The 20,399-nt window shown below is 36.7% G+C and carries 15 protein-coding genes; 11 read left to right on the top strand and 4 right to left on the bottom strand.

Going from position 1 to position 20,399, the window contains the following annotated elements; all coding sequences use genetic code 11:
* The 3 genes from ACY65O_RS04965 to ACY65O_RS04955 all read right to left on the bottom strand — a co-directional run.
* A partial coding sequence (locus ACY65O_RS04965; protein ID WP_462219742.1) for a carboxypeptidase-like regulatory domain-containing protein occupies positions 1–713 on the bottom strand: 713 nt, incomplete at its 3' end.
* Between the two features lie 1,233 nt (positions 714–1,946).
* Complete coding sequence (locus ACY65O_RS04960; RefSeq protein WP_462219741.1) at positions 1,947–3,302, bottom strand: pyridoxal-phosphate dependent enzyme; 1,356 nt, start codon at positions 3,300–3,302, stop codon at positions 1,947–1,949.
* A 289-nt stretch (positions 3,303–3,591) separates the two neighbouring features.
* Entirely contained in the window at positions 3,592–5,181 is a 1,590-nt protein-coding gene (locus tag ACY65O_RS04955) for a S41 family peptidase (RefSeq protein WP_462219740.1), read from the bottom strand.
* Positions 5,182–5,333: 152 nt separating this feature from the next.
* On the opposite strand from ACY65O_RS04955, the gene ACY65O_RS04950 reads away from it, so the two are divergent.
* From ACY65O_RS04950 to ACY65O_RS04910, 9 genes are all read left to right on the top strand, one after another.
* The gene (locus ACY65O_RS04950) at positions 5,334–6,179 is read left to right on the top strand and encodes an N-acetylglucosamine kinase (protein ID WP_462219739.1); all 846 of its coding nucleotides are present in this window, start codon (positions 5,334–5,336) and stop codon (positions 6,177–6,179) included.
* Positions 6,180–6,318: 139 nt separating this feature from the next.
* Positions 6,319–7,131, top strand: a complete 813-nt coding sequence (gene murQ / locus ACY65O_RS04945) for an N-acetylmuramic acid 6-phosphate etherase (protein ID WP_462219743.1) — start codon at positions 6,319–6,321, stop codon at positions 7,129–7,131.
* Positions 7,132–7,222: 91 nt separating this feature from the next.
* Positions 7,223–8,470 (top strand): T9SS type A sorting domain-containing protein, encoded by a 1,248-nt coding sequence (locus tag ACY65O_RS04940; protein WP_462219738.1) that lies wholly within the window; start codon positions 7,223–7,225, stop codon positions 8,468–8,470.
* 170 nt (positions 8,471–8,640) lie between these two features.
* The gene (locus ACY65O_RS04935; RefSeq protein ID WP_462219737.1) at positions 8,641–9,204 is read left to right on the top strand and encodes a hypothetical protein; all 564 of its coding nucleotides are present in this window, start codon (positions 8,641–8,643) and stop codon (positions 9,202–9,204) included.
* A gap of 98 nt (positions 9,205–9,302) precedes the next feature.
* Positions 9,303–10,019 carry a succinate dehydrogenase cytochrome b subunit gene (locus ACY65O_RS04930; RefSeq protein WP_462219736.1) on the top strand — a complete coding sequence of 239 codons (717 nt, stop codon included), beginning with the start codon at positions 9,303–9,305 and terminating at the stop codon, positions 10,017–10,019.
* A gap of 191 nt (positions 10,020–10,210) precedes the next feature.
* Positions 10,211–12,187 carry a fumarate reductase/succinate dehydrogenase flavoprotein subunit gene (locus ACY65O_RS04925; RefSeq protein WP_462219735.1) on the top strand — a complete coding sequence of 659 codons (1,977 nt, stop codon included), beginning with the start codon at positions 10,211–10,213 and terminating at the stop codon, positions 12,185–12,187.
* A gap of 5 nt (positions 12,188–12,192) precedes the next feature.
* A complete protein-coding gene (locus ACY65O_RS04920) occupies positions 12,193–13,098 on the top strand; it encodes a glycosyltransferase family 2 protein (RefSeq protein WP_462219734.1) in 906 nt (301 codons plus the stop codon).
* A 36-nt stretch (positions 13,099–13,134) separates the two neighbouring features.
* A complete protein-coding gene (locus ACY65O_RS04915; protein WP_462219733.1) occupies positions 13,135–13,881 on the top strand; it encodes a succinate dehydrogenase/fumarate reductase iron-sulfur subunit in 747 nt (248 codons plus the stop codon).
* 164 nt (positions 13,882–14,045) lie between these two features.
* A complete protein-coding gene (locus ACY65O_RS04910) occupies positions 14,046–17,495 on the top strand; it encodes a hypothetical protein (RefSeq protein WP_462219732.1) in 3,450 nt (1,149 codons plus the stop codon).
* A 99-nt stretch (positions 17,496–17,594) separates the two neighbouring features.
* Here the strand turns inward: ACY65O_RS04910 and ACY65O_RS04905 are convergent, their stop codons facing one another.
* Positions 17,595–18,599 (bottom strand): hypothetical protein, encoded by a 1,005-nt coding sequence (locus tag ACY65O_RS04905; RefSeq protein ID WP_462219731.1) that lies wholly within the window; start codon positions 18,597–18,599, stop codon positions 17,595–17,597.
* Between the two features lie 189 nt (positions 18,600–18,788).
* Between ACY65O_RS04905 and holA the strand changes: the two genes are divergently transcribed.
* Positions 18,789–19,787, top strand: coding sequence for a DNA polymerase III subunit delta (gene holA / locus ACY65O_RS04900; protein ID WP_462219730.1), 999 nt, complete (start codon positions 18,789–18,791; stop codon positions 19,785–19,787).
* Positions 19,788–19,918: 131 nt separating this feature from the next.
* Positions 19,919–20,170 (top strand): hypothetical protein, encoded by a 252-nt coding sequence (locus ACY65O_RS04895; protein ID WP_462219729.1) that lies wholly within the window; start codon positions 19,919–19,921, stop codon positions 20,168–20,170.
* Positions 20,171–20,399 lie beyond the last annotated feature (229 nt).

Genomic DNA, 20,399 nt, shown 5'->3' with positions numbered 1-20,399 from the left:
CCTTTTTGCTTATTCTTTTTTGTTTTTATATTGATGATGCCAGAGCGGCCACTTGCATCATATTTTGCAGAAGGGTTAGTCATAATCTCAATTTGATCTAACTGGTTACTACTCATGTTACGCAGCATATTGGTAAGCTCTGGACCCGATAAATACGTGGGTTTACCATCTACCATAATCATTACTCCCTGTTTTCCTTTAAGGCTGATATTACCGTCTTTATCAACGGTAACCCCGGGTGCTTTTTCCAGCACTTCTAGAGCAGTGCTGCCGGTATTGCTGATGGATGCTTCTACATTTAAAATTGTCCGGTCGGCTTTTCTTTCAATAAAAAGCTTTTTAGCAACAACTGTTACACCAGCCAAATTTTTATCCTGAGGAATTAATTGCAGCACGCCAAGATTTACATTTAATTTTTCGGGAGAAATAGAGAAAACATTGCTGTAGGTTTTTGAATGGCCGATTGAAGTGGCCAACACTAAGTAAGCACCATCTTTTACATTTTCTACAACAAAGTTTCCGGCCGAATCGGTAATGGCAACTTTTACAAGGCTGGAATCTTTTGCTTTTAAAAGGGAAACTGAGGCGGCATCAATAATTTTTTGTTGTCCGCCATCTTTAATGCTTCCGGTTACTTTACCGGCAGTGTTTGTTTGGGCCTGGATGCACATAACAATAGTGGTTGCAACCAAAAGGTTGAAAAATTTTTTCATGGCTATACTTTTTTTGTTTTTTTAATCTGGTGGCTAAGGCCAGAATGCTATTAATAATTGTAGTTATATACTTTGATAACTACTTCACAAAAGTAGGTACTTTGTTTTGCATAGTACATTGTTTTATACTGAACGGTAAAATAAATGGATAATCGGTGAAAAAGATATAAAATGCAGGAAAAGTTCTACAGAGAAGATACGTTGGATGGATAGTAAAAGTTACAAGAAGGGTATTTTTGGAAAGAAAGATTTACAACCTGCATTGGTGTCTTTACACTGTGTTTGAATTTCTCGTCAAAATAAAAAGGGTCGCAAATTTAAATGATAAGTGAAAAATACAAATTGCTGTTGTATTGGTGAAGTATAAGTTTGAGTTTGTAAAATATGGCTGTATTTTGAATGGAAATTTTAAATGGGTATTGTACAAACCGATACCATAAACTAAAAACTTCCATAAACCTTTGACGAATCAAATTATTATGGAAGTTAATTTTTTGAGAACCAACCAAGCACTAGTCGGTTTTAAACAGGATTGATTTGAATCTTTAACGAGGCCCTGGTTTAAGCAGAACATCTTTTAATAACTTAATCCGGTTTCAGTGGTCTTTTCATTTAAGCTATTATCGCTTGTTACGGCATAAGCTTAGGATTTGGTTTTTTCGGTCTTTCCTGCCATCATCGCTTTTAAGGGCATAGGCATTTTTGGATATTGGTTTTCTTCGGTCTTTGTTGCCATCATCGCTTTTTAAAGCATAGGCATTGGATATTGGTTTTTTTGTTTTCTTTAGGAATTAGATTTTTGTTTTCTTTGGTTTCTTTTGGATATTTCGTTTTTTCAGGATTTAATGCTTTATAATATCTTTTGTTTTTAGTTTAAAAATTAGAAGTTGACTGATACTGGATTTTTAAGTTCTTCACAAACATTGGATATTTTTTTTCGGCTTTGTCAGGATTTTTGGATAATGATTGATATTTAATTCCTATCAATCAACTTCTGACACAAAGATGCTTTGTTAACACATGGTGGACAAGAGCGTTATTGCCCTTTTTTAACAATGCTGTATTTACTGGGGCGTAAGTAGATGTGCAGATTTTGCTATAGGATACTTACCTGATTTTGCCACGTAGTTTTACGATTTTTGTATTGAAATACGTGTTGATATGAATAATGCTGCACCGCTACAATGCAGCATTGGCGTGGCTTACAAACTTATCGTAAAAATGCCTTTAACATTATTTGGCAAGACTTTGGATAATGTCGTATTTGGTAACAATATGATATGAACCCGTGTCATCTTTGCTTAAAACGGCGCCATTTTCTTTGTTAATAAAGGAACTTAATCGTTCAACCGGGGTATTAAATGCCACTTCCGGGTAATTTTTTTCCATAACTGAGGCAATGGTATCATTCTTTATCTCTGCATTATTCAAAATTTTATTGAATAACCCACTTTCCGATATTGAACCTACGTTATTATCATTATCAATTACAGGTATATTTTCAATATCATACTTCTTCATTAAATTAATAGCTTCCATTACAGTTTGTGAACTGGTAATGGTAACTAATTTTTGTGTTCCTCTTCCGCTTATTAGATCTTTAAATGTTTTTACTTCTAAAAATCCTCTTTCCATCATCCACTGATCGTTATATACTTTACCTTCATAGCGGCTGCCATGGTCGTGAAATATTAATACCACCACATCATCTTTTTTTAATTGATCTTTTAGTTGAAGTAATCCCTGTAAACAGCTGCCGGCACTGTATCCGCAAAACATGCCTTCTTCTTTTGCAATACGCCTGGCCATTATGGCGCCCTCTTTATCAGTAACTTTTGTAAACGCATCTATCACACTCATATCATAATTCTCCGGCACAAAATCTTCGCCAAAACCTTCGCTTATGTACGGATATACTTCTTTATGATCCAGCTCGCCGGTATCAAAATATTTTTTTAATAAAGAACCGTAACTGTCAATAGCCCATACTTTAATTTTTGGGTTTTTTTCTTTTAAATATTTCCCTGTACCAACAATAGTACCGCCTGTACCGGTTGCTACCACAAGGTGTGTAACTTTTCCTTCGGTCTGTTCCCAAATTTCTGGCCCTGTTTGTTCGTAATGTGCCAGGCGGTTGGCTAAATTATCGTACTGGTTTACGTACCAGCTGTTGGGTACTTCGGTTGCCAATCTTTTACTTACAGAATAATAACTTCTGGGGTCTTCCGGCTCTACATTGGTGGGGCAAACAATTACTTCGGCACCTACAGCTTTTAAAATATCTGCCTTTTCTTTGGATTGTTTATCGGTAGTGGTAAAAATACATTTGTACCCTTTTACACAGGCGGCTAATGCTAAACCCATTCCGGTATTACCACTGGTGCCTTCTATAATTGTACCGCCGGGTTTTATTTTTCCTTCCTGCTCGGCTACTTCCAGCATTTTTAAAGCCATACGGTCTTTAATACTGTTGCCGGGGTTAAAGTATTCTACTTTTGCCAATACAGTGCAGGGCAGGTGTTTGGTAATTTTATTTAGTTTGATAAGGGGAGTATCTCCAATGGTTTCTAAAATATTATTGAGCCACATGGTTTTTAGTTTTGGCGCAAAGGTAAGATTAAGGTTGAAAGTTTTAAGTTGAAAATTGAAATGCAGTTACCCGTAAATAAGTCCTCTTAATTTTTTTAAAAGAATTAAATAGTAGATGTACTACACCACTTTAATAACAATAACTACGTGTTGGTAAATATTTTTTTTCAACTTTACATTACCAATCAAGCACTCTATCCATCATCCTGTGAAAGCCTACTAACCTCTGAAATTAAAAAGGTTATAGTTTTTTTAAACTATAACCTTTTTGTTTAAATACCCTTTAAATTTATTTTGCAATTACTTCCAATGCTTTTTTTACAGCAGTATCATCAGTATTTAATACTTCTACCATTCCTTCGGTGCGCCATACCTGCCGTGCTATTGATGATTTAATGCGGTTTACAATTTCTGTTTTTTCTTTGGGCAATACATTGCTTAAACTAACAGAATCTTTTGCCGCAGCGTTTACCAGTTGTTTCCAGTTATCTTCAGTAAAAATAAAACTTTTTATAAAGGCCGAAGGCGTAGTATAATTTTTAAACTGCTGGGTGTTTTGTAAATAAAAGGTGTAGGCAAAATTACTCACTACATTTTTTGAATACAGTCTTGCAGCAGTAAGGCTAAATCCATTGGTATCTAACGCTACAAAATAATCTGGTGTAATACCACCGCCACCGTATAATTTTTTACCACCAGCAGTTTTAAATATTTTAGTAGTATCATTTTTTACAGAGTCGGCGCTTTGCGTTTCGCCATCGTGGTAACGGTTACTTATTTCTTCGTAATAAGCCTTGCCACCATTGGTATACGGCCTTTGAATACTGCGGCCAACAGGAGTATAATATCTTGCAACAGTTAAACGCAATGCACTGTTATCGCTTAAATCAAATTGCTCCTGCACCAGGCCCTTTCCAAAACTGCGGCGGCCAATTACAGTGGCCCTGTCCCAATCCTGTAATGCACCAATTAATATTTCGCTGGCACTTGCAGTGCCTTCATCTTCCAGTACAACTAATGCACCTGTTTCAAACTGTCCTTCTCTGCGGCAGCGGTATTCTTTTTTAGCAACATGTTTTCCTTCGGTATAAGTTATTAATTTATCACCCGGCAAAAATTCATCTGCAATTTCTACGGCTTCATCTAACACTCCTCCACCATTACCTCTTAAATCTAAAATCAGTTTTTGTAAACCTTGTTTTTTTAAAGCCATCAGTGCATCCATAAACTCACGGTAAGTTTGCTGCGAAAACTTATTCAGTTTTATATAACCTACTCCTTTAGCTATCATATAACTGGCATCCAAACTGGTTAGTGGTATAGCATCTCTTGTAACGGTAACTTTTTTCATTGCTGCGCCACGTAAAAAAGTAATGTTAACTTTTGTGCCCCTGTCGCCCCGTAATAATTTTCTTATTTTATCTCCATCTATTTTATTGCCTGCTACCAAACTGTCTTCTACTTTAATAAATTTATCTCCGGTTTGCAGCCCTGCTTTAAAACTTGGGCCATCCTGCAAAACATTTATAACATTAATGGTATCATCAAAAATGTTAAACTCCACACCAATGCCATAAAATTTTCCGGCAAGGTCTTCATTAACACTCTGCAGTTGTTCCGCCGGTATAAAAACGGAGTGGGGATCTAATTTACCCAGCAGCGCTTTTATGGCGGTGTCGGCCAGTGCATCAGCTTTTACATCATCTACATATTTATTTTGTATAAGATCCATTATTTCCTGTATGGGCCTGCGTTTCTCCAAAAAGAAAAAACTTTTGCCGGGCATATTATCCCTCATTTTGTAGCCGAGGTACATTCCTGTAATCATTGTAATACTAAAAAGAAGCGGCAACCAAACCTGTACTTTTTTGTTATTCATTTTGCGAAGATAAGAAGTAAGTAATTTGGAATTGGTAATTGGCAATTAGGAATTAGTTTTACCAAAATTTTATTTTAACTCAGCAAGATAGAAAAACAGAAAATAGGCATAACAAAAATGCCTTAACTTCAATAACAATTTCAAAACAAAAAATGGCTATACAATTAATTGCAGACAGCGGATCAACAAAAGCAGAGTGGTGCCTTATAGACGGAAAAAAGAAAAAAACATTTTATACCCAGGGGTTAAGCCCTTACTTTTTATCTACCGAACAAATACAAAAAATACTGGAGCAGGAATTAAAAACTAAAATGAAGCAGGTGGAGCCTGATGAAGTTTTTTTTTATGGTACGGGTTGCAGTAATCCCAACAACGTTATTCTTGTAAAAAAAGCTATTCAAAAAGTTTTTAAAAAAGCAAAAATTTCGGTTGATCATGATTTGATGGGAGCTGCAAAAGCTTTATGCGGTAAAGAAAAAGGCATTGCCTGTATTTTAGGCACCGGTTCCAACTCATGTTTTTATAATGGCAAAAAAATTATAAAAAACAGTCCTGGCCTTGGTTATGTACTGGGTGATGAAGGTAGTGGCGCTTATCTTGGAAAAAAAGTAATTCAATATTTTTTATACAATACTTTTGATGAAGATTTGATGGACCGCTTTAAAGCAAAATTTAATACCAATAATAATGAAATACTGGAAGCGGTGTATAAAAAACCATTACCCAATCGTTACCTGGCCAACTTTACTATTTTTTTAGCCGAAAACCGGGGGCACTATATGGTTGAAAATATTATTGAAGATGGCTTTAATGATTTTTTCTTTAATCATATTTATAAATACAGGGAAAGCTGGACCTTGCCCATTAATTTTATTGGCAGCGTGGCATTTGGTTTTAAAGATGTACTGAAAGAAATGTGCAGCAGTTACGAATTGCAATTGGGAACGGTATTAAAAAAACCAATGGACGGGTTGATAAAATATCACAAAACATCCTGAATCAGAATAGGGAAATATATAAGAGTTGTAGTTTGAAATATTTTTATATTTGAATAATTATTTTTTAACCAGGCAAAAATTTTTGCAATAAAAACGATGGCAAAAATTGAAGTCTATAAAGCCCGTTTTGGGTTTGGGTATGGCATTTGAAAGAATTACAGAAAAGGAAAGTAATTACCGTCATTTAGAAAAAATGACGGTTACAGAATTGCTTACTAATATTAATAAAGAAGATGCTACTGTGCCGGCAGCTGTTGCCAAAGTAATACCTCAAATTGAGGCACTCGTAAATATTATTGCAGATAAAATGCTGATGGGTGGCCGTCTTTTTTATATTGGCGCCGGTACCAGCGGCAGGCTGGGTATTGTAGATGCAAGTGAGTGCCCGCCAACTTATGGTGTGCCTTATGGGTTGGTAGTTGGTATAATTGCTGGCGGCAGCAAAGCAATTACCGAAGCAGTGGAATATGCCGAAGATGATATTGAACAGGGCTGGAAAGATTTAATGGCTCATAATATAACCAGTAAAGATGTGGTAATTGGTATTGCTGCAAGCGGCACCACTCCTTATGTAATTAATGCGTTGGAAAAATGCAAAGAAAATAACATTATTACAGGCAGTATTTGCTGCAATTTAAATGCCCCGGTAAGTCAGGCTGCGGATTATGCTATTGAAGTGGTAGTTGGCCCCGAGTTTGTAACCGGCAGCACCAGAATGAAAAGCGGTACCGCACAAAAATTGGTATTAAATATGATCTCCACCTCGGTGATGATACAATTGGGCCGGGTAGAAGATAATAAGATGGTAAATATGCAGTTAACCAACGAAAAAATAGTGGACAGGGGAGTTAAGATGCTGATGGAAAAATTAAGCCTGAGCGACTATGAAGCCGCAAAACAAATGCTGATGGAAAAAGGGAGCGTTAAAAAAGCTATCGAGGCCTTCTCTTAATAAAATACCCGCCAACTTACCGTGTATAAAAAAATGTAGGAAAATTTATGCATTTTTCTTAATTTACATATCTAACTACAAAACTACTCATATGAATTTCAAAATTTTACTCTCCGCAACATTTACTGTTTGCTCGTTTACAGCAATGGCACAGGATGCCAAAACATTTGCTATAACAGGCGATGGCAACGGTGGCTTCGCCTGGATGAATATTCGCCAGGTAGATATTTCTTCGGGCAAAGTAATTCAGGAAATATATCAAAGAGATAAAACTGCTTTTATAATGCTGGATGCGGCTACAAAAAAGCAAGTGATTAATCCAATGAATGGAATTATTAAATTTAATGATGCTGCACCAACTGCTACAATGGTTGCCGCTGCTGCTTATGATCAAAAGCATGATAAATTATTTTTCACCCCAATGCGGATTGGCGAATTACGCTGGGTAGATTTAAATGCCAAAGGCGATGCCCAAAAATTTTACACCGAACAAACTCAATTACTTAATACGTTAGATTTAAAGGACGAAGCTAACCACATTACCCGTATGGATATTGCTGCTGATGGTAATGGTTATGCAATTACAAATGATGGTAATCACTTAATACGTTTTACTACCGGTAAAAAAACGGTTATTACTGATTTAGGTAATTTGGTTGATGCGGAGAATAACAAAAACGGTATTTCTATACACAACAGGTGTACCAGCTGGGGTGGCGATATGGTTGCAGATGCTTATGGTAAATTGTATGTAATATCTGCAGCACACCAGGTTTTTAAAGTAGATATTGATACAAGGATCACCACCCATCTTGGAACAATAAATAATTTACCTGCTAATTTTACCACCAATGGAGCCGCTGTCGATGAAAATGAAAATATTGTGGTAAGCAGCGCTAACAGTTTTGATGGCTATTATAAATTTAAACTGGATGATTTTAATGCCGTTAAAATGGAAGGATCGGATAAAACATATAATGCATCCGACCTTGCCAACTGTAATTTATTATTTCAAAAAGAAGCCGATGCAAAAAAGAGTTTTGGTGTGCCCTATGTTTCGCCAATTACAATTGCCAACGGCGATGCAAGGGTTTTTCCTAACCCTGTAACTTCAAATGAATTCAGGGTGTTGTTTGATGGACAAAAAGCTGGACAATATACTGTAGCACTATCTGATCTGTCCGGTAAAGTTGTTATGACAACAAGGGTTACTGTTTCTTCTAAATTACAATCGCAAAGCGTACAGTTGTTAAGAGCTATTGCAAAAGGGATGTACCTGGTAAAAGTTACCGATGCAGCAAATAAAATAATATTTACAGAGCGTATTGTGGTACAATAAAAATATTATGGTTATTAAGTACGGAGGTTGTCGTTTACGGCAACCTCTTTTTTGTACCCGGAAGCTCCAGCTTCCAGCCCTAAAAAATAGTTGATAGGATTGTTATAAAATAGCTTCATTTCTTTAAACTTTGCATTTATACTTTCTTTCAAAAAAATAATTATTAGTAATTGCAGGATATAGAACCATATTTTAACTGGCGCCATTTATATGCCGCTGAAGAAGATGAACTGTCGCCATTTTATGGCAGAACTTACAGCGAATTCGAATTTAGCCAAACGGTGTATAATTATTACATTCACCCGCAATGGGATGAGTTTGGCAGCAAAACATTGTACATGAAGATTTTGTTTGTTGATTACGAACAGAATTATGCCATTATAGAATTAATAGGCGAATGGAATGATGCGATTGAAAATGATATCATGAGTTTACGCCGGGATGTTACAGATATTTTATATGCAAAAGGCATTGCCAAATTTATCATCATTGCCGAAAATGTTTTAAATTTTCACAGCAGCGACGACAGTTATTACGAAGAGTGGCGGGAACAGTTGCAGGAAGATGGCGGTTGGGTTGTAATAATAGATATGCCGGAGCAAAGCCAGTACGATTTTAAAAAAGCCCGCTTAACCAATTATATCTGCTTAATGGATTTTCCGCAATGGCGAACATTAAAACCGGATATAGTTTTTCAACAAGTGGACAACTGGATGATGAAATTGCTGGCATAAATCGGTATCGTTTGCATAAAAACATTTAACAAAACACTTTTTTGAATGTTTGTAACGTAAATTTGCTTTCCAAAAATTTACTAATTAACCTTTGCTCAATGACTTTTAAACAGCTTTTTACTTCTTCAATAGGCAAGAAGTTCACGATGGGGCTTACCGGAATATTTTTAATTACTTTTTTAATAGTGCACTGCGGTATCAATTCCATGATTTTTTTTAATGATGGTGGAGAAACCTTTAACCATTGGGGTCATTTTATGGGCAGCAACCTGATTATCCGTACTATGGAAATTGGATTGTTTCTTTTTTTACTGTTGCATATTGTGCAGGGGTTAATGCTCTGGAGCCAAAATAACAAGGCACGTCCGGTTAAATATGCGGTTAATAATGCAAACTCTAACAGTAAATGGTACAGCAGGAGCATGGGCTTGCTGGGTACTTTAATTTTACTGTTTTTAGTATTGCACCTGTATCATTTCTGGACACCATCAAGGTTAGGGGGCATTGCAGGTATCCATTCTTTAGAAGAAACTACATTAAGTGCAGAGTACAACAGCCAGGCTGTGCATAATTTATATGCCGAAATGCAAAACGTTTTTCAAAATAATTTGTTAGTAGTAATTATTTATGTGTTGGGTGTATTCTCTTTATGCTGGCATTTAATTCATGGTTTTCAAAGTGCATTTCAAACCTTTGGTGTAAATCATAAAAAATACACACCAATAATAAAAGCAATTGGTGTAGGGTATTCAATAATTATTTGCCTGTTGTTTGCATCAATGCCCATTGCATTTTATATGGGTTGGATTGCATAATGTTTTTGGTTTTAGTTAGTTGAATAAAGATATGCTGTACAAGAGTGTCTCGCCTTATGCCAGACCAATGAAGCTAAATTGAAAAATAATTGTTTGGAACAAAAAAATATAAAACAAGATCTATAACATAATCTCCATCATTTCCTTCCGCCAACTGGCGGAGAGACAGAGGGGGTTTCATAATTTACAATATGGCTTTAGATTCAAAAATACCAGCAGGTGAAATGGAGGCAAAGTGGGAAGATTACAAAGGACATGTAAAACTCGTAAACCCTGCCAACAAAAGAAAATTAGAAGTAATAGTGGTGGGTACAGGCTTGGCTGGCGCATCTGCTGCTGCTGCATTGGGAGAGTTGGGGTATAAAGTAAAAACATTTTGTTTTCAGGATAGCCCACGCCGTGCCCATAGCATTGCAGCGCAGGGTGGTATCAATGCTGCAAAAAATTATCAGAATGATGGCGACTCAGTGTTTAGATTATTTTACGATACAGTAAAAGGTGGCGATTACAGGGCAAGAGAAGCTAACGTACATCGCCTGGCCGAAGTGAGTGCAAATATTATTGATCAGTGTGTGGCGCAGGGTGTGCCTTTTGCAAGAGAATATGGGGGCTTATTAAGCAACAGAAGTTTTGGTGGCACACAGGTACAGCGTACATTTTATGCTGCCGGGCAAACAGGGCAACAGTTACTGCTAGGTGCATATAGTGCTTTAGAAAGACAAATTGCATTGGGAAATGTAACACAATACAGTCGCCACGAAATGCTGGACGTAGTGATGATTGACGGAAAAGCAAGAGGTATTATTGCAAGGAATTTAGTAACCGGCGAATTGGAAAGGCATTTTGGTCATGCCGTTTTATTATGCAGTGGCGGTTATGGCAATGTGTTTTATTTAAGTACCAATGCGATGGGCAGTAATGTTACTGCAGCATGGAAGGCTCATAAAAAAGGCGCATTTTTCGGTAATCCGTGCTTTACGCAAATTCATCCTACATGCATCCCTGTTAGTGGCGATTATCAAAGTAAACTTACATTGATGAGTGAGAGTTTGCGTAACGATGGAAGAATTTGGGTGCCCAAGCAAAAAGATGATAACCGCAAGGCAACTGATATACCCGAAGAAGAAAGAGATTATTATTTGGAAAGAAGGTATCCGGCATTCGGTAACCTTGTGCCAAGAGACGTGGCATCAAGAGCTGCTAAAGAAAGATGTGATGAAGGTTACGGTGTAGGTACAACCAAATTGGCGGTTTATCTTGATTTTGCCGATGCGATTAAACGTTACGGAAAAATTGAAGTGGGTAAAGGTGCATTGGAAAATGTGGACGAGGCTGGTATTATTGCTATGGGGAAAGAGGTAGTGAAAGAAAAATACGGTAACCTGTTTGAAATGTATGCAAAGATAACGGGAGAAAATCCTTACGAAGTACCGATGAGGATTTACCCGGCGGTGCATTATGTTATGGGTGGGCTTTGGGTAAATTACGAATTGCAGACAACAGTACAGGGATTGTATGCTTTAGGCGAAGCCAACTTCAGCGATCATGGGGCCAACCGGTTGGGTGCATCTGCATTAATGCAGGGTTTAGCGGATGGGTATTTTGTAGTGCCTTATACATTGGGTAATTATCTGGCCGATGAAATCCGTAACCCATCAATTCCCACAACGCATCCTGCATTTGAAGAAACAGAAAAAGCTGTTAGCGACAGGATAAATACGTTGATGAATATAAAAGGCAAGCAAACGGTAGAAAGTTTTCATAAACGTTTAGGGAAAATAATGTGGGATAAATGTGGGATGGCCCGTAATGCACAGGGCTTACAGGAAGCTATAGCCGAAATTCAGCAGTTGAAAAAAGAATTTTGGAGTGATGTGAGAATTCCGGGAGAAATAAATGGTATGAACCCTGAATTAGATAAGGCCGGACGTGTGGCGGATTTTATTGAACTGGGCGAACTGATGTGTAAAGATGCATTGCAGCGTAACGAAAGTTGTGGTGGTCACTTTAGAGAAGAAAGCCAGACAGAAGATGGCGAAGCAAAACGTGATGATGATAATTATAGCTATGTTTCGGCATGGGAATTTAAAGGCGAAAGCAACTGGGAATTAAATAAAGAAGAATTGAATTTTGAAATAGTGAAACCAACGCAACGTTCTTACAAATAAGAGCCATGAAAGTATCAGGTTTCACTTTTGTAAAAAACGCCATTAAATATGGCTATCCTGTGGTGGAATCGATTAAGTCAATTTTACCAGTTGTAGATGAAATGATTGTTTGCCTCGGAGATTCGGAAGATGATACTAATAATTTAATAGCATCAATAGGTTCTCATAAAATAAAAATTATTCATTCTGTTTGGGATGATAGTTTACGGGAAGGTGGAAAAGTTTTAGCTGTAGAAACAGATAAAGCAATTGCTGCCACAGCAGATGATAGCGATTGGCTCTTTTACATTCAGGCAGATGAAGTGGTGCATGAGCAATACCATAAAACTATTATTGATGCCATGCAACAATACAAAGTTGATAAAAGGGTGGAAGGGTTATTATTTAATTACCATCATTTTTACGGCAGTTATAAATACATTGGTGATGGCAGGAGCTGGTACAGTAAAGAGATAAGAATTATAAGAAATAATCCGCAGGACGCCGGGCATAAAAAAATAAAAAGTTATCGTGATGCACAGGGGTTCAGGTGGGAGGATGACCACAAATTAAATGTAAAAATAATTGATGCTTACATTTATCATTATGGTTGGGTACGCAATCCTTTAACGATGCAGAAAAAGTATAAAGACTTTGGAAAGCATTGGGTAAAAGAAGAGGACTATAATACCTGGAGTAAAGAATTAGACAGTAAAACAGATAAGTTTGATTACAGCAATATAGATTCTGTAACACTTTTTAAAGGAACGCATCCTGCTGTAATGAAAGAGCTGGTTGCTAACGAAGATTGGAATTTTGATATTGACATCAACAGGAAAAACTTTAAAAACACAAAACACAGGGTATTATATTTTTTATGGCAAACATTTGGATGGCGGCCATTTGAATACAGTAATTATAAAAGGGTTTAAACAATACAGCAATTCAATTATATGGAGCATTACAATATGAACCTCACACTAAAAGTGTGGAAGCAGAAAAACAGCAAAGACAAAGGAAATTTTGAAACCTACCAGGTAAAAGATATCTCCAGTGAAATGTCTTTTTTAGAGATGTTTGATGTATTGAACGAGCAGTTGATTACAGAAGGTAAAGATTCAATTGCATTTGACCACGATTGCCGTGAAGGCATTTGCGGTATGTGCAGTATGCACATAAATGGTAAAGCACACGGTCCTTGGGCACAAAATACAACCTGCCAGTTGCACATGAGGGCTTTTAAAGATGGCGATACTATTGTAGTGGAACCATGGCGCAGCAAAGCTTTTCCGGTAATAAAAGATTTAATGGTGGACAGAAGTGCATTTGACAGGGTGATACAGGCAGGAGGATTTATTTCGGTTAATACTGGTAATGCTGTTGATGCTAACGCTATACCCATTGATAAAAAAAATGCAGATGATGCATTTGCTGCAGCCGCATGTATTGGTTGTGGTGCCTGTGTTGCAGCATGCCCCAACAGCAGTGCTATGTTATTTGTTGGTGCTAAAGTTTCTCAATTAGCATTGTTGCCACAGGGACACCCCGAGAAAAAAACAAGGGTAATGAATATGGTGGCCCAGATGGATAAAGAAAGTTTTGGTAATTGTACCAATACTTATGCCTGCGAAGCGGAATGCCCTAAAGGTATTTCTGTTGCCAATATTGCAAGGATGAACAAAGAATACCTTGGTGCAAGTTTGGGATCGGAATAAAAACAACACTTTTATAAAATACAAACCTTCGTTAAGAAGGTTTTTTTATGCAGCAAATTGCCAGTTATCCATCTCTTGCACAATAAATGCTAATTTTATGCATTACTAATCTAAAACTGTTGAAGCACCCCGGGATATACTTGTTTTTAATACTCACACTTTTTGTGCAATCTATATTTGCTCAAAAGCCTTCTCCGCTATCTAACCTGCGTAAAAAATTGATAGTTGTAAATACCGATGTAGTAAAAATTGATTCATTCACCATTGTTCCAAATTCGGTAAGTATAGCTAATGTGCTATCATCAGCGTATAAAATTGATGAAGTAAATGCCACTATTACCTGGATACAGAAACCGGCTGCAGAAACGGTGCTGGTTACTTACCGTGTATTTCCCTTTAAATTAAATGCTGTGGTAAAACATTATAATTACGACAGTATCCGTTATAATTTTATAAATAACAACCCGGTAACTTTTAATCTTAATTCTAAACAGGGTAACCCGCTTTTTGATTTTGGTACTGTAAAATCAGAAGGTAGTTTTGGCAGAGGAATATCTTTTGGTAACAGCCAGGATGCGGTGGTAAACTCCAGCCTTAATTTGCAGCTCAACGGTTTTATTGGCGACAGTTTGGAATTAACTGCGGCCATAACGGATAACAATATCCCCATACAGCCCGAAGGTAATACGCAGGATTTGAGAGACTTTGATAAAATATTTTTGCAGATAAAAAAGAAAGGCTGGCAGGCAAATTTTGGCGATATTGATATCAGGCAAAGCAAAAATTATTTTCTTAATTTTTATAAACGTTTGCAGGGTGTTTCTTTCAGCACCGATAATAAAATCAATAAGCATATTTCAAATTCATTACTGGTAAGCGGTGCTGTGGCAAAAGGAAAATTTACACGGAATATTCTTACACCAATTGAAGGCAACCAGGGCCCATATCGTTTGCAGGGTGCTAATTACGAAGTGTATTTTGTAATACTTGCCGGTACAGAACGTGTTTTTATAGATGGCCAGTTAATGCAGCGTGGCGAAGACCAGGATTATATAATGAACTATAACACTGCAGAAATAACTTTTACCCAAAAAAATTTAATTACAAAAGATAAAAGAATACAGGTAGAATTTGAATATGCTGACCGTAATTTTTTAAATGCACAATTATATGCAAGCAACGATATTAAGTTTAATAATAAATTTATTTTAAGCATTGGTGCCTTCAGTAACTCGGATGCAAAAAATTCTTCTATCAACCAGGTACTGGATAATAAACAAAAACAATTTTTAGCTGATGCAGGAGATGGTGTGGACAGTGCTTTTTACGAAAATGCACAACGGGATACTTTTTCTGTAGATAAAATTCTGTATAAAAAAATTGATACTTTATACAATGGAACGGTACATGATTCTATTTTTGTTTTTTCTACTAACCCCAACGATATTTTGTACAGCCTTTCTTTTGCTTATGTGGGGCCTGGCAAAGGCAATTATATGCCATTGCAAAATGCCGTTAATGGAAAAGTGTACAACTGGGTTGCACCCGATATTAATAATGCAAAGAAAGGCGACTGGGCACCGGTAATTTTATTAATTGCACCCAAAAAACAACAGGTAATTACTATTGGTGCAGAATATTTATTTTCTGCAAAAACAAAATTAAAGTTAGAAGGTGCCATGAGCAATTACGATATCAATCTTTTTTCGTCAAAAGATAAAGCTAATGACAAAGGCTATGCAGCAAAGCTGCAATTTCAAAACAGCGATAAAAAAATTAAATTGTTCAGTAAGGCTTTGCTTATGCAAACTAATTTGGGATACGAATTTGTACAGGGTCGATTTAAACCATTAGAACGTTTGCGTAATGTAGAATATTTACGTGACTGGAGTTTGCCTTTTGCAGTTAGTAAAGCAGATGAACATATTATTAATGCATCGGTAAAAGTTGCAGACAGCAAAGGCAATTTTTATGCTTACGAAATTATTAATTATAAACGCAGCGATAATTTTAATGGCCTTCGCCAGCAAATAGATAACTACACTGCTGCCAATGGCTGGAAGTTTACCAACAAAATAAGTTTTACTACCACCAATTCACAAAACGATAACGGTACTTACTTCAGGCCTGCCATTGATATAAGTAAAGAGTTAAGTAAAATTAAAAAACTGCAGGTGGGCATTAATTACAGCAGCGAGCAAAATAAACAACGCAATAAAATTACAGATAGTTTATCGCCATTAAGTTTTGCATTTAATATATGGCAGGTGTATGTAAAATCAAATCCCAATAAGTTAAACAAATGGGGGCTGTCTTATTTTACAAGAAATGATTTATTGCCTGTACAAACAAAATTGCAGCAGGCAGATAAAAGTGATAACTATAATTTTTTTAGCGAAGTGATGAAGAATGAAGACCGGCAGTTGAAAATAAATATCACTTACCGCAAGCTGCATATTTTAAACAGCAGCATCAGCAGGCAACGGCCTGATGAAAGTTTACTGGGCCGTACCGAATATGCTTTTAAAGAATTTAAAGGATTATTAAACGGCAACATTTTATATGAGCTTGGCTCGGGGCAGGAGCAAAAAAGAGAATTTACTTTTTTTGAAGTGCCGGCGGGGCAGGGAGAATATACCTGGATAGATTATAATGCCAATGGCATAAAAGAATTGAACGAATTTGAAATAGCTGTTTTCCAGGATCAGCGTAAGTATGTAAAACTTTTTACACCAAGCAACCAATATGTAAAAGCAAATTATGTTCAGTTTAATTACAACCTTGATATAAATCCAAGGTTGGTAATAAAACCCATTAATGCAAAGGGGATTAAAAAATTATTGTACCGCTCCAGCACCAGTTCATCCCTGCAAATAAATAAAAAAGATATTTCTGGCGGGAAATTTAAATTTAATCCTTTTACAAAACAATTGGTAGATACCACTTTGCTGGCATTAAACTCATTTTTAACCAACACCTATTTTTTCAACCGCAGCAATGTAAAGTGGGGTTTTGATGTTACACATGGTTTAAGCAATGGTAAAACATTATTATCTTATGGATTTGAAAGCCGTAAAGTGCGTAACCTATTTGGAAAAATTAGATGGAACCTCAACAAAAACTTTTCCAGCACAGTAAATTTCCGCCAGTCTAAAAATGAATTGAATACCAGCGGCACAAAATTTAATAACCGCAATTATCTTATTTTACAAAATAGTGCAGAGCCATCTGTTGCCTATATTTATAAATCAAATTTCCGGTTAAGCCTGGCGTATAATTTCAGCGATAAAAAAAATACTATCGATTCATTGGAGAAAGCGATCACTCATTCGCTTATCGCCGATGTTCGGTATAATATTTTAAACAACAGTACGCTAAATGCTAAAATAACTTTTAATCAAATTAATTTTAAGGCTTACCCCGGTGCAGCAAACACAACAGTAGGTTATATTATTTTAGATGGTCTATTGCCAGGTAAAAATTATTTATGGAATATAGAATATACCAGGAGGCTTGCAGGAAATTTTGAAGTAAGTATTCAGTACGAAGGCCGCAAACCCGGCGAAGCAAAAACGGTTCATGTAGGCAGGGCTTCTATAAGAGCAATTTTGTAATGCTGGCTTGGTCAAGACGGTTCATAACCGTCAGACCCATAAAAAGAAAAACGGCGCATTTATTTTGCGCCGCTTCTAATTTATATAATTTAAAAATCTCTATCCAAACAATCCGCCCTTTTTAAAACTCCGCACACCTTCTCCAATTTTAAAACCATTATTATACACTTCAATTTTATAATCGCCGGTTTCAAAACTGCTGTTCTGTTTCCAGTCAACATTTATAGTTTGGCGCTGACCCTGTGTATAATTTACTTCTACTTTTTCGGTAAAAAATTTATCTTCTCCTTCTCTTGTTTTAAAAGTGCCTGAGCCTAAAGCTTCCACAGTAACCGGCGTTCCCTTAGGATCGGTAATAGAAATATAAATTGTTTTATTGCCCGATTGTGTAATGCGGTTTTCATCCAGATCAAAAGAAATACGGAGCTTATCAACACGTTTTGCTGTGGTAGTTGTTTTTTCTTTGCCACTTTTTCTTTCATTTATTCCTGTAATGGAAAAATTGCTGGCATGTAAAGTAGAACCAATATCAATAACATTTTCTCTTTCTGCAATAACCGTTTTTGCAGAGTCAAAGTTTTTTTGAACAACATCCCTTTCTTTTGTAACCGTTTCTTTTTCCTGTATTAAAACAATTTTTTCTCCCTGCAGGGTTTCAATTTGTGTTTTATATCCGGCAATATCAGTATTTAAAGAAGCAATTAATGTTTTTGCCTGCGCCAGTTCTTCTTTTGTAGCATTTGTTTTGCTGAGTAACTGCTGAATTTGTGTTCTCTTGGCTGCAATATCCCTGTCACGTTGCGTAATCATACTGTCTTTACTGTGCGCCATGTTTGCGCTGCTGGTTTTAATCATGTCGTACTGCATGGTGGCATCGTCTAATTCTTTTCGCAGCTGATCTTTTTCGCTGGTAGTAGTGGCAAGCTGTGTATCTTTTAACTGAATAGTTTCTTTGGTTTTATTCTTATCGTATAGAATATAACCCCAGGTGCCTAACAGTGCAATTAATAAACCACCCGTAAGTAAATTACGCATGTTGTTTTTAGGTGGTGGAGTTGCAGCCGGTTGCGTATTTTCTGTAGCAGGAAAATTTTCGTAAGCCATATTTTATTTGGGTTTTATTGTTGACAAAAGTATTCATTCAGCGAGTTAAAAAAAGAGTAAAATAGCTGTAGTGTTAATATGTGAATAAATAACAGCTCGCTGTTATGCTGTAATTGCGCTAAAATTATGCCAATTTTTTATATCGGTAACAGCAGCCAATGCCTGTAAAAATATTTTATCTTTGATGCCATGAGTGCCGAAAAAATTATAAGCGACTGGAAAAAGAAAAGCTTTAAAACCCTTTACTGGCTTGAAGGCGAAGAAGATTACTACATTGATATGGTGATGGATTATGCAGAGCATAAAATTTTAGATGAAGCAGAAGCCGGTTTTAACCTCACTGTTTTTTATGGTAAAGATGCCGACTGGCCATCGGTAATAAATGCCTGCAAGCGTTACCCCATGTTTGCCGAGCGGCAGGTGGTGCTGTTAAAAGAAGCCCAGCAAATGAAAGACCTTGATAAGCTGGAAAGTTATTTTGAGCATCCGTTAAGCTCCACCATTTTTGTAATAGCGTACAAAACTAAAACTTACGATAAGCGTACGAAGTTGTACAAGCTCTTAAAACAATCTGCCGAAATTTTTACATCAGAAAAATTAAAAGATTTTAAAGTACAGGAATGGATAAAAGAGATGGTATCAGGAAAAGGCTACTCCATAAGCAGCAAAGCGGTAGGTTTGCTGGAAGAACATATTGGCAACGACCTCACCCGAATGGCTAACGTAATAGATAAACTTTCCATTAATTTAAAAGGCCGCAAAGAAATTTCCGAAGATGATATTGAAAAGTTTATCGGTATCAGCAAGGAGTACAATGTTTTTGAACTGCAGGCGGCTATTGCAAAAAAAGATTTGGCCAAAGCCATAAAAATTATACAGTATTTTGAAGGCAATCCCAAAGCCGCACCTATACAAATGGTGCTGCCGGCACTGTACGCCAACTTTAGTAAAGTATATACCGTTTTTGGCATGAACGATAAAAGCGAAGCCGCCCTGAAACCACATTTTTATTTTAACAGCACGGCTGTAAAAAATGCGTTGGAAACCATCCGCAATTACGGCTACGACGGTATTGAAAGAATTTTATTATTGCTGCACCACTACAATTTAAAAGGTGTAGGCGTAGGCGATACCGGAACCTCCGATGCATCTCTGATGAAGGAAATGGTGGTGAAGATGATTGCGTAGAAATTAAAACGCTTTCAGCACTTTAGTGGAATAAATTTTTATGCAGTACTGGTATCAGTTTAATCAGGATGCTGTAAAACGGTGGAAAGGCATGCAGGGTAGTAGCTGCTGACGGTTCTAATGCAACGCTGGTGAACAATGAGGCACTTAGCAAACATTTCTGCAGCCAGTGCAATCAGCAAAGTGTTTTTACTGCAGCCAAAATATTTTATTATTACGATTTGATTAATGAGTTGATACTACTTTCCCAAATAAGCCAATACCGACATGGGCAATTGAATATGGTGTATGATATGGTTGACAAAACAGCAGAAGATATGCTGATAATTTACGACAGGAACTTCAGCAATTACAAGGCAATAGCGCTGCATCTGTGGCAATAGGAATAGAGGGAATTCAAAGGGTACGCTTGCAGTTATTAAAGGTTTTATTGGCAGTGAAAAAGCCCAGCAATTGTGCAATGGCCACCTACCGTTTGTGCAATAGAATGATAAAGGTAAAGCGGTTATTTGATTAATGAAAATACTGTAATGAAAGTTGGGCTGGTGAGGGTGGAAAATATTCTCTTTATAAGAATCAATATTTGTTGATAAACTTTTCAAGTAATCTTGC

Origin of the sequence: Ferruginibacter sp., from assembly GCF_031430955.1 — a bacterium.
Classification (GTDB): domain Bacteria; phylum Bacteroidota; class Bacteroidia; order Chitinophagales; family Chitinophagaceae; genus Ferruginibacter.
This window is presented reverse-complemented; position numbering and strand designations above follow the sequence as displayed.

Bases quoted from the DNA above. Each gene is read 5' to 3' on its own strand.
- murQ (WP_462219743.1), top strand. From the start codon at position 6,319: ATGGCATTTGAAAGAATTACAGAAAAGGAAAGTAATTACCGTCATTTA.
- ACY65O_RS04930 (WP_462219736.1), top strand. From the start codon at position 9,303: ATGACTTTTAAACAGCTTTTTACTTCTTCAATAGGCAAGAAGTTCACG.
- ACY65O_RS04905 (WP_462219731.1), bottom strand. From the start codon at position 18,599: ATGGCTTACGAAAATTTTCCTGCTACAGAAAATACGCAACCGGCTGCA.
- ACY65O_RS04955 (WP_462219740.1), bottom strand. From the start codon at position 5,181: ATGAATAACAAAAAAGTACAGGTTTGGTTGCCGCTTCTTTTTAGTATT.
- ACY65O_RS04940 (WP_462219738.1), top strand. From the start codon at position 7,223: ATGAATTTCAAAATTTTACTCTCCGCAACATTTACTGTTTGCTCGTTT.
- ACY65O_RS04950 (WP_462219739.1), top strand. From the start codon at position 5,334: ATGGCTATACAATTAATTGCAGACAGCGGATCAACAAAAGCAGAGTGG.
- ACY65O_RS04925 (WP_462219735.1), top strand. From the start codon at position 10,211: ATGGCTTTAGATTCAAAAATACCAGCAGGTGAAATGGAGGCAAAGTGG.
- ACY65O_RS04960 (WP_462219741.1), bottom strand. From the start codon at position 3,302: ATGTGGCTCAATAATATTTTAGAAACCATTGGAGATACTCCCCTTATC.
- ACY65O_RS04920 (WP_462219734.1), top strand. From the start codon at position 12,193: ATGAAAGTATCAGGTTTCACTTTTGTAAAAAACGCCATTAAATATGGC.
- holA (WP_462219730.1), top strand. From the start codon at position 18,789: ATGAGTGCCGAAAAAATTATAAGCGACTGGAAAAAGAAAAGCTTTAAA.
- ACY65O_RS04915 (WP_462219733.1), top strand. From the start codon at position 13,135: ATGAACCTCACACTAAAAGTGTGGAAGCAGAAAAACAGCAAAGACAAA.